This window comes from Streptomyces sp. NPDC054813 (assembly GCF_053611365.1).
In genome coordinates this window covers 104,942-113,975 of record NZ_JBSHAF010000001.1, presented here as the reverse complement: position 1 = coordinate 113,975, position 9,034 = coordinate 104,942, and the positions used below count along the sequence as shown (strand labels likewise).

9 protein-coding genes are annotated in these 9,034 nt (G+C 71.5%); 4 read left to right on the top strand and 5 right to left on the bottom strand.

Going from position 1 to position 9,034, the window contains the following annotated elements; all coding sequences use genetic code 11:
• A partial coding sequence (locus ACWGJB_RS00510) for an amidohydrolase family protein (protein ID WP_453378096.1) occupies window positions 1-472 on the top strand: 472 nt, incomplete at its 5' end.
• A 22-nt stretch (window positions 473-494) separates the two neighbouring features.
• Here ACWGJB_RS00510 and ACWGJB_RS00505 read toward each other — a convergent pair.
• Window positions 495-1,916, bottom strand: coding sequence for a lipase maturation factor family protein (locus ACWGJB_RS00505; RefSeq protein ID WP_453378095.1), 1,422 nt, complete (start codon window positions 1,914-1,916; stop codon window positions 495-497).
• Window positions 1,917-2,074: 158 nt separating this feature from the next.
• Between ACWGJB_RS00505 and ACWGJB_RS00500 the strand changes: the two genes are divergently transcribed.
• Together ACWGJB_RS00500 and ACWGJB_RS00495 are read left to right on the top strand one after the other, a co-directional pair.
• Complete coding sequence (locus ACWGJB_RS00500) at window positions 2,075-4,165, top strand: SpoIIE family protein phosphatase (protein WP_453378094.1); 2,091 nt, start codon at window positions 2,075-2,077, stop codon at window positions 4,163-4,165.
• 37 nt (window positions 4,166-4,202) lie between these two features.
• Window positions 4,203-5,066 carry an Fpg/Nei family DNA glycosylase gene (locus ACWGJB_RS00495; protein ID WP_453378093.1) on the top strand — a complete coding sequence of 288 codons (864 nt, stop codon included), beginning with the start codon at window positions 4,203-4,205 and terminating at the stop codon, window positions 5,064-5,066.
• A gap of 7 nt (window positions 5,067-5,073) precedes the next feature.
• Here the strand turns inward: ACWGJB_RS00495 and ACWGJB_RS00490 are convergent, their stop codons facing one another.
• The 3 genes from ACWGJB_RS00490 to ACWGJB_RS00480 all read right to left on the bottom strand — a co-directional run bounded on the left by ACWGJB_RS00490 (window position 5,074) and on the right by ACWGJB_RS00480 (window position 7,089).
• Window positions 5,074-5,730: a zf-HC2 domain-containing protein gene (locus ACWGJB_RS00490; RefSeq protein WP_453378092.1), complete on the bottom strand. Its 657-nt coding sequence runs from the start codon at window positions 5,728-5,730 to the stop codon at window positions 5,074-5,076.
• Window positions 5,731-5,878: 148 nt separating this feature from the next.
• The gene (locus ACWGJB_RS00485; protein ID WP_453378091.1) at window positions 5,879-6,394 is read right to left on the bottom strand and encodes a hypothetical protein; all 516 of its coding nucleotides are present in this window, start codon (window positions 6,392-6,394) and stop codon (window positions 5,879-5,881) included.
• Between the two features lie 146 nt (window positions 6,395-6,540).
• Window positions 6,541-7,089 carry a sigma-70 family RNA polymerase sigma factor gene (locus tag ACWGJB_RS00480; RefSeq protein ID WP_351703654.1) on the bottom strand — a complete coding sequence of 183 codons (549 nt, stop codon included), beginning with the start codon at window positions 7,087-7,089 and terminating at the stop codon, window positions 6,541-6,543.
• A 221-nt stretch (window positions 7,090-7,310) separates the two neighbouring features.
• On the opposite strand from ACWGJB_RS00480, the gene ACWGJB_RS00475 reads away from it, so the two are divergent.
• Entirely contained in the window at window positions 7,311-8,474 is a 1,164-nt protein-coding gene (locus ACWGJB_RS00475) for a CapA family protein (RefSeq protein WP_453378090.1), read from the top strand.
• Between the two features lie 6 nt (window positions 8,475-8,480).
• Here the strand turns inward: ACWGJB_RS00475 and ACWGJB_RS00470 are convergent, their stop codons facing one another.
• A complete protein-coding gene (locus ACWGJB_RS00470) occupies window positions 8,481-8,954 on the bottom strand; it encodes a MarR family winged helix-turn-helix transcriptional regulator (RefSeq protein ID WP_453378089.1) in 474 nt (157 codons plus the stop codon).
• Between the last annotated feature and the right edge of the window lie 80 nt (window positions 8,955-9,034).

Sequence of the window (9,034 nt, the reverse complement as noted above, 5' to 3'; positions counted from 1 at the left end):
CTCGACCGACCCGCTCCGTCTCCCGCTGAGAGTGTTCTATAGAGCACTCCCCTCTCCTCTATTATACCGCCCCCCCCCCCCCCCCCCCCCCCCCCCCCCCCCCCCCGACTCCCACCCCCAGCTGACCTTCGTACTCGACCACCTCGGAAAACCACCGATCGCCTCCGGAGACCTCGACCCCTGGGCCACCGCGGTACGCGCCCTCGCCGCCCTGCCCAACACGGTCTGCAAACTCTCCGGCATGGTCACGGAGGCCGACCCCGCCTCCTGGACGGTCGACGACCTCCGCCCGTACGCCGACACGGTCCTGGACGCCTTCGGCCCGGACCGCCTGATGTTCGGCTCGGACTGGCCGGTGTGCGTCCTGGCCGGGACATACGCCGAAGTCTTCGACGCGGCGCAGCAGTTGATCGGCCCCGACGAACGCACCCGTGTCTTCGAGACCACCGCCACCCGCGTCTACGGCCTCTGAGCCCCGTCCCCGCCATCCGCGTCTACGGCCTCCGAGCCGCCCCCGCCAGCCGTGTCGGCGGCATGAACTCCCGCACAAACGTCCGCTCCCAGCACGCGCCCGTCTCCCGCAGCTCCCGCCAACTGGTGTAGCGGTAGCGGAAGAGGCGGGCGCGGACGAAGCGCGGGGGGCGGTCGGGCGGGAAGGGGGAGCGGCGCAGCAGCCGCAGCGTGTCGCGGTCGTTCTCCAGGAGGCGCTCCACCAGGCCGCCGAACCAGTCGCCGGCGTACGCGGGGGAGAGGGCGGCGAACCACATCAGCCAGTCCAGGCGGAGATGGTAGGGGGCGAACTGGCGCGGCCAGTACCGCGGATCGCCCGGCTTGCCCTTGAACTCGTACTCCCGCCAGTCCGAGTCCTCGTGCGGCGCCTCGTCCAGCGTGCCCTCGACCACCACCTCGTACCGCACCCGGCTGACGCTGCCGAACGCGCCGTAGGTGTTGACCAGGTGGAGCGGGTCGAAGGAACGGTTCATGACCTGGCGACGCGAGACCATGTTCACCACCGGGCGGTAGCTCAGGAAGAGCAGCAGCGCGGCCACGGCGAGGACGACGACCTCGTACCAGAGCGGGACCGGCGGCGCGGAGGTGTGGTCGGTGGGGAGCCGGAGCGCCGAGAGGGCCAGCACGATGGTGATCCAGTTCAGCCAGGAGAAGTTGCCGGAGACCACCAGCCACAGCTGGGTGAGGACCATCAGCGACGCGGCCGCCGTCGCGGTCGGCTGCGGGGTGAACAGCAGGACGGGGACCACGAGCTGGGTGACGTGGTTCGCGGCCACCTCCGCCCGGTGCACCGGTTTCGGCAGGTGGTGGAAGAACCAGCTCAGCGGACCCGGCATCGGCTGGGTCTCGTGGTGGTAGTAGAGGCAGGTCAGCTTGCGCCAGCAGGCGTCCCCGCGCATCTTGATCAGGCCCGCCCCGAACTCCACCCGGAACAGGATCCAGCGCAGCAGGAACAGGACGACGACCGGCGGGGCCACCTCGTCGTTGCCGAGGAGGACGGCGAGGAAACCGACCTCCAGGAGGAGCGACTCCCAGCCGAAGGCGTACCAGGTCTGGCCGACGTTGACGATCGAGAGATACAGGGCCCAGGGGATCAGCCACAGCACCATCGCGGCCCACAGCGGGAGCCGGGAGTCCAGCCCGGCCAGCAGCGCCACCGACACCGCGCAGCCCGCCCAGGCGCAGGCCGCGAAGAAGCGGTCCGAGTAGTGCAGGTGGAAGAGGCTCGGCGCCCGCCGGAAGGGGACCCGGTCGACGAACCTCGGGATCGGCAGCATCCCGCGCTCGCCCAGCAGGGCCCGGAACTGGAGCGCCGCCACCAGGAACGCCACGAGATACACACCGGCCAGTGCCCGCTGGAAGACCAGCCGGCTCAACCAGTACCCGGGTGCAGTGAACCAGTCCACGGCCGTGCGCCCCTGCCTCTCTGCGGTCGGCGGCCCCGGTGACGGGAAAGGGCCCGTCACCCTGTGTACCGCGTCCCTCCGGTCACGTAACCCGAGCGGGTGAAATGGGCTATATGGGATAAATTGCCCGGCCGGGGTTCCCCTGGCAAGGTGGCCCCATGGCTGATCGGGGAGCGAGCGCTCCGTCTCTCCCGGACGACTGGCCCGCCCACCCGGACCACCCGATCCTGGCGCTCAACCGCCTGGGCACCTTCGACTGGGACCTGGACGCCGGTCTGTTGCACATGGACGCCCAGGCGTACGAGGTGTTCGACCTGACCCCCGAGGAGTACGACGGTCACCCCGAGAGCCTCGCCGTCCGGGTACCCCTGACGGAGGGCGTCCGGCTGGACGCGGTGGTGTCCCAGGCCATCAAGGACGGCAGCGAGAACTACGGGGCGTACTTCCGCATCCGCCGGCGCGACGGCACCCCGCGCTGGACCCACACCCAGGGCTACATCCGGCGTGACGAGACGGGCCGCCCGCGCCGGGTCGTCGGCGTGGTCCGGGACGCCACCCAGGAGCTGGAGGACAGCGAGGTGCGCAGCCTGCGGGCGGCCCAGGACCTGGCACTGCGCCAGCAGACCGGAGTCGTCCAGGTGGTCACCGCGGCCCTCGCGCACGCCCGCAGCGTCCAGGACGTCATCGACGCGCTCAAGGACACCAAGGGCATCCCCAACCTGGGCGCGACCAGCCTGGTGATGGGACTGGTCGAGGCCGGCCGGATCCGGCTGGTCGCCGAGGGGCCGGCGGGCAGCTTCGTGCCCGGCACCCGGATCACCCGGATAGAGGAGCCCTACCCGATGGGCGAGGTGGTGCGGACCCTCAGCCCGCGGTTCATCGAATCACCGCAGGAGTTCGCCGAGGGCTACCCGATCCTGTGGCCGCACATCACCGAACTGCACATCACCTCGGCCGCCTATCTCCCCCTCATCGCCCAGGCCCGCCCGATCGGCGCCATGGGCCTGCTCTACAACGACCGGCTCGGCTTCTCCGCCGAGGAACGCGCCGTCCTGGTCGCCCTCGGCAGCAGCATCGCGCAGAGCCTGCAGCGGGCCATGCTCTACGAGCAGGAGAAGGACCTCGCCCAGAGCCTCCAGCAGGCGATGCTGCCGCGCACCATCCCCAGCGTGCGCGGCGCCGACATCGCCGTCCGCTACCGCTCCGCGTCCGCCGGGGGCGCCCTGGGCCCGGACATCGGCGGTGACTGGTACGACCTGATCCCGCTGCCCGGCGGCCGGGTCGGCGCGGTCATCGGGGACGTCCAGGGGCACGACACGCACGCGGCGGCCGTCATGGGCCAGCTGCGGATCGTCCTGCGCGCCTACGCCGCCGAGGGCCACGCCCCGGCCACCGTGATGGCCCGCGCCTCGGTCTTCCTGGACGAACTCGACACCGACCGCTTCGCCACCTGCCTGTACGCCGAGGCCGACCTGTCCACCGGGGTCGTCCAGGTGGTCCGTGCCGGGCACATCGACCCGCTGGTCCGCGGTGCCGACGGCAGCTGCCGTCGGGCCCCCGTGGAGGGCGGGCTGCCGCTCGGCCTGTCCGCCGAGTTCAAGAGCCTCGAATACCCGGTGTCCACCCTGGAGCTCGACGCCGGCGAGACGCTGCTGCTGTGCACCGACGGGCTGGTCGAGCAGCCGGGCACCGACCTGGGCGACGGGATGCGGTCCCTGATCCGGCAGGTCGCCGAGGGGCCGGAGGACGTGCGCAGGCTCGCCGACCGGCTGATCGAGGTCGCCGAGGACCGGGGCGGCGACGACGACGTGGCCCTGCTCCTGCTGCGCCGCCGCGGCCCGGACACCGCGCAGGCCGTCGGCCGCCTCCAGCAGCACGTGGCCTCCGGCGACCCCGAGGCGCTCACCCTGGCCCGGCACATGATCCGTGCCGCCGTCCGGGCCTGGGGCGCCGGGGACCGAGCCGACGAGATCGAGCTGGTCGCCGACGAACTGATCACCAACGCGCTGATGCACACCGAGGGCTCCGCGATCGTCACCCTCAGGGTTCTCGGCGGCGGCGACCGCCGGCTCCGCGTCGAGGTCGAGGACTCCTCCAGCGCCCTGCCACGCCGGCGCGAGGCGGGTGCGGACGGGGTGTCCGGGCGGGGCCTGCTGCTGGTCGACGAGATCACCGACGTGTGGGGCGTGGAGGCACGCGGCGGCGGCAAGGCGGTCTGGTGCGAATTCCGGATGCCGGAGCCCGCCTGACCCCTGGGGCTGGGGCCACGGGTGGCACCCTGGACGCATGCCCGAACTGCCCGAGGTCGAAGCGCTCAAGGACTTCCTGACCGAGAACCTGGTCGGTCACGAGGTCGTGCGCGTCCTGCCGGTCGCCATCAGCGTCCTGAAGACGTACGACCCTCCCCTCGGCGCCTTCGAGGGCAGCGAGGTCGTCGCCGTGCACCGGCACGGCAAGTTCCTGGACATCGAGGGCGACGGCGGACTGCGTTTCGTCACCCATCTGGCCCGTGCGGGCTGGCTGCACTGGAAGGACCGGCTGCCGGACGGACCGCCCCGCCCCGGGAAGGGGCCGCTCGCCCTGCGGGTGGCCCTGGAGACCGGCGCGGGCTTCGACCTCACCGAGGCCGGCACCCAGAAGAAGCTCGCGGTGTACATCGTCCGGGACCCGGGGGAGGTGCCCGGGATCGCGCGGCTCGGTCCGGACCCGCTCGCCGCCGACTTCGACGAGGCCCGGCTCGCCGCCCTGCTGGGGGACGAGCGACGGCAGCTCAAGGGCGCCCTGCGCGACCAGAGCCTGATCGCCGGGGTGGGCAACGCCTACAGCGACGAGATCCTGCACGCGGCGAAGATGTCCCCGTTCAAGCGGGCCGCGTCCCTGACGCCGGAGGAGGTCCACGGGCTGTACGAGGCGCTGCGCACCACCCTCACCGAGGCGGTGGAGCGCTCCCACGGCCTGGCGGCGGGCCGGCTCAAGTCGGAGAAGAAGAGCGGGCTGCGTGTCCATGGCCGGACCGGCGAGCCCTGCCCGGTCTGCGGCGACACCATCCGCGAGGTCTCCTTCAGCGACTCCTCGCTGCAGTACTGCCCGACCTGCCAGACGGGTGGCAAGCCGCTCGCGGACCGCCGGATGTCCCGGCTGCTCAAGTGACCGGCGGTCATTTGGGGTCCAGGGTCACCAGGCGCTGCCCGTCGGCGTTGCGCACTTCGTAGCGGTCGATCTCGTCGGGGTGCATCGAGGAGCCGCCCGTCATGGTGGACACCCGGTCGTCGTGGTCCCGCTCGGCCCAGGTGGTCACGATCTGCTCGGAGCCGTCCCGGCCGACCGCGACCAGCCGGCAGGAGCGCGGCCCGTCGGCGTCCTTCACCTGCAGCTCGATCGTGCTGCCCGAATCCGTTTCCTCCGACTTCACCTGCGCCCACACGCCCGACTGCGCGTCGGTGGCCGCGGTGACCTGGACGGCCTGCGGGGCGTCATGACCGGCGTACGTCACGATGCCGGGGCCGACGACCGCGAACACCACCGAGGCGGCGAGGCCGTAGAGCAGCCTGCGCCGTTTGGCCCGGTGCCGGCTCGCGACCTCGGCGAGCAGCCGGTCCAGCAGCCGGGGACCCGGCTGGGCCATGGGGTGCACGAAGCGCGGCGTGGCCCGGCGGTACAGCATCAACTGCCTTGCCGCGGGGCCGAACTCGGTCACGTGCGCCGAGCAGCTGGGGCACTCCATGAGATGGTCCTCGAAGCGGAAGGCCTCCGCCTCGTCCAGCACGCCGAGCGCGTACGCGCCGACGTCGCGATGCCTTTCCAGGGACCTCATGCCGAATCCTCGTGCCGTGAGTGCGGGTGGGGGTTACTCATTGCTCCTTGCTCCCACCCGTACGCAGTCGGCCGCTGTTTCACTCAAGTCACGTACAGAATCGTAATCAACGGATTCGGAGCGGCCGGGCCCGCGGATTGGTGCCGATTCAAAAAAGATGGATGGCGAGATGTCCGAGGGGCAGACCGAGCCGCCAGGCGGGGGTCCACACCTTCGGCCCGTCGTCCTCGCCGAACACCGAGCCGCCGCCCGGTACCGCGTCCAGGTCGGGCGCGAGCAACTCGGTCTCCTCCAGCCAGCGCCAGGCCTCCGTGGCCAGATCCAGGTCGGGTGACGGCCCGCCCGACTCGAGCACCTCGGCGGCCAGCCCGGCCATACGTTCCCCCACCCAGTACTGCCACGGCTGGTCGTACGCCGTCAGCGAAAGCCAGTTCTCCAACTGGGACACGACCCGGATGCCCGACAGTTCGCCGTCCGTGTCGGAGAGGAAGATCGTCAGCGCCAGCGCGTCCCGGCCGGCCCGGAACTCGAAGGACGTCGGCGGCATGAGATCGCCGGTGCGCAGCAGCTCGTCGGCGATGTACTCGGCGTACAACCAGGCCATCGGGACCGCCAGTTCCCCGCTCCCGGCCCCGTCCGTGCTCTCTTGACCTCTGTGCAGCATCCCGTCCTGCCTTCCTCCGGTGCGCGCGCGTGGCCCCGACCCCGGGTCCGTCCCTCTCCCGGTGCGGAACACGGATGAAGACAGCTGATTGCTCAAACATGGTCCTCAGCAAGGCGCTTTACCGAGGTTTGACCTGGCTTACGGTTTCATCGCAGGTCGGGTGCATAACCGGGCAGAACCCGGCGCAGGGCGCGCAGCGCGTAGTACGCCCGCGACTTCACGGTACCGGGTGGAATGCCGAGGGTCTCGGCGGCCTCCGCCACACTCGCCCCTTGGAAATACACCAGCACCAGGACTTCACGGTGTTCCGGAGTGAGAGTCTTCACAGCCTCCCGCACGTCCAGCGCCGCGGCGGCGCGTTCGGCGTGGTCGCCGATGGCCCGGGTGTTCTCCAGGACGGCGTCGTGCACCTCGGGCGGCCGCGCCTGCCGGGCCCGGCGCGCGTCGATGGCGAGCCGTCGGCCGACCGTCAGCAGCCAGGGCAGGACGGAGTCGAAGTCGTCGGCGCGTAGCGCCTCGGGGTGCTGCCAGGCGCGTACGAGGGTCTCCTGCACGAGGTCCTCGGCCCGTTGCCGGTCGCCGTCGCTGAGCCGGAGCAGCAGCGCGAAGAGCGGGCGGCCGTGCTCGCGCTGGAGTGCGGCTAGCTCGTGCTCGGCGGTCGTCGTCCCGTCGGGAAGGGTGGTTCCGGCCGTCATGGCCGTATGGCATCGCAGGGCCGGGCCGGGGGACAGGGGGCGCACAGGGATCTGCGGCGGACGGTCGATCGCGTCGGCGAACGGTGCGACGAACGGTCCGTCATACCTCTTACCCGACCCGGATGGGTCAATCGGGGCGCCTGAGTTGTTTGCGACCCGGCTCGGCTTCGTACCCATTGATCTGTAAATCGGACAAGGCTTGCGACTCTGGGGTGCTCCTGATGATCAATCGCAGACGCCAGGTGGCCCTGGCCCTGACCGCCCTCCTCGCCACCGCAGCCGCCTGCCAGAACCACGTACGGCAGGAGAACGCCGCCCCGCCCGGCCAGCCGGCACCCGCCGTGCCCGCCCCGGGGGGCGGCTTCACCCTCGTCGCCTCGGGTGACGTCATGCCGCAGAAGTCCGCGCTGGACCACGCGAACCTCGACGCGGGCGGCAACGGCCACGACTTCCGCCCGATGCTGGCCGGCGTCGAACCGGTGGTCTCCCATGCCGATCTGGCGCTCTGTCACCTGGCGACCGTGACCGACGCGGAGAACGGGGAGTCCGGCTCCGCCGGTGTCGCCTCCCCGCCGCAGCTTGCCGAGGGCCTCGCCGCCGTCGGGTACGACAGCTGCTCCACCGCCTCCGACCGCGCCCTCGACGGCGGCGCCGACGGGATCCAGCGCACCCTCACCGACCTGGACCGGACGGGCCTGCGGCACATCGGCACCGCCCGCACCCAGGCCGAGGCGGCCGCTGTCACGCTGCTCAACGCGGGGCGCGCCCGAGTCGCCCAGCTCTCCTACACCTTCGACGTCAACGGCAACAGCCTGCCGCCAGGGCAGCCCTGGGCGGTCAACCTCCTGGACGAGAACCGCATCCTCGCCGACGCCCGCGCCGCCCGGCAGGCCGGCGCCGACGTGGTCGTCCTCTCCGTGCACTGGGGCACCGGCGGCCAGGACGCCCCCGACCAGCAGCAGCTCACCCTCGCAAAACGGCTCACCGCCGCCCGCACCGGCGGCCGCCCCGACATCGACCTGATCCTCGGCACCCACGCCCACATCCCGCAGGCGTACGAGAAGGTCAACGGCACCTGGGTCGTCTACAGCCTCGGCGACCAGATCGCCGGCGAGCTGAACAACAGCCAGGGCCACCAGGACCCGCGCGGTAACCAGTCCACCCTCGCCCGCTTCACCTTCACCCCGCCCACCCGCCCCGGCGGCCGCTGGGAGGTGGCCAAGGCCGAGTTCATCCCCCAGCTGTACGACATCGACGCCGGCCGGGTCGTCGACCTCAACGCGGCCATCGACCAGGGCGCCGACTTCACCTCCGTACGCGACGGCATCCGGGACACCGTGCTCAGCCGCGGGGCCGCCAAGGACGGGCTGGTGATGGGGGAGTAGCGGCGCTCACTCCACGTCGACGTGGTCGAACGTCCGCAGCAGCTCCTTGAGCACCCGTACGCACGCCGTGATCTCGGCATCGGTCAGACCGCCGCCGACCTGCCGGTTCACCGCGTGCTCGCGGGCGAGGATCGCGGTGATCGTGGTCCGGCCCGCGTCGGTGAGCCGGATCAGGGAGGAGCGCTGGTGCGCCGGGTTGGGGGTGACCTCGGCCCAGCCGTGTGCCACCGCGTCGTTCACCGTGCGCTGCACGAACTGCCGGCTCAGCGCCATGATCCGGCCCATCTGGGGCACTGTCATCGGTCCGAACCGGAGCAGCAGGTCCAGCACGGAGCGCACGCCGACGGAGGCCCCCTCGATCTGCTCGCCCAGCTCGATCTTGCGGAAGGCGCGCCGGTAGAGCGGGCCGATGAGGTCGTACACCTCGGTGATGCGCTCGCCCAGCTCGTCGGGGGCGAGGGGCTTGTCGATGTCGTTCACCCGGCCATCATGCACCGGGCCGTGGTGACACCCCGGGTGTCAAAGTCGTCATGACAACCCAGTTGTCAAAACTCCCCGAA

What these genes read in the sequence shown, in the direction of transcription:
- ACWGJB_RS00500 (WP_453378094.1), top strand. Translation starts at nt 2,075, where the DNA reads ATGGCTGATCGGGGAGCGAGCGCTCCGTCTCTCCCGGACGACTGGCCC.
- ACWGJB_RS00495 (WP_453378093.1), top strand. Translation starts at nt 4,203, where the DNA reads ATGCCCGAACTGCCCGAGGTCGAAGCGCTCAAGGACTTCCTGACCGAG.
- ACWGJB_RS00490 (WP_453378092.1), bottom strand. Translation starts at nt 5,730, where the DNA reads ATGAGGTCCCTGGAAAGGCATCGCGACGTCGGCGCGTACGCGCTCGGC.
- ACWGJB_RS00485 (WP_453378091.1), bottom strand. Translation starts at nt 6,394, where the DNA reads ATGCTGCACAGAGGTCAAGAGAGCACGGACGGGGCCGGGAGCGGGGAA.
- ACWGJB_RS00480 (WP_351703654.1), bottom strand. Translation starts at nt 7,089, where the DNA reads ATGACGGCCGGAACCACCCTTCCCGACGGGACGACGACCGCCGAGCAC.
- ACWGJB_RS00475 (WP_453378090.1), top strand. Translation starts at nt 7,311, where the DNA reads ATGATCAATCGCAGACGCCAGGTGGCCCTGGCCCTGACCGCCCTCCTC.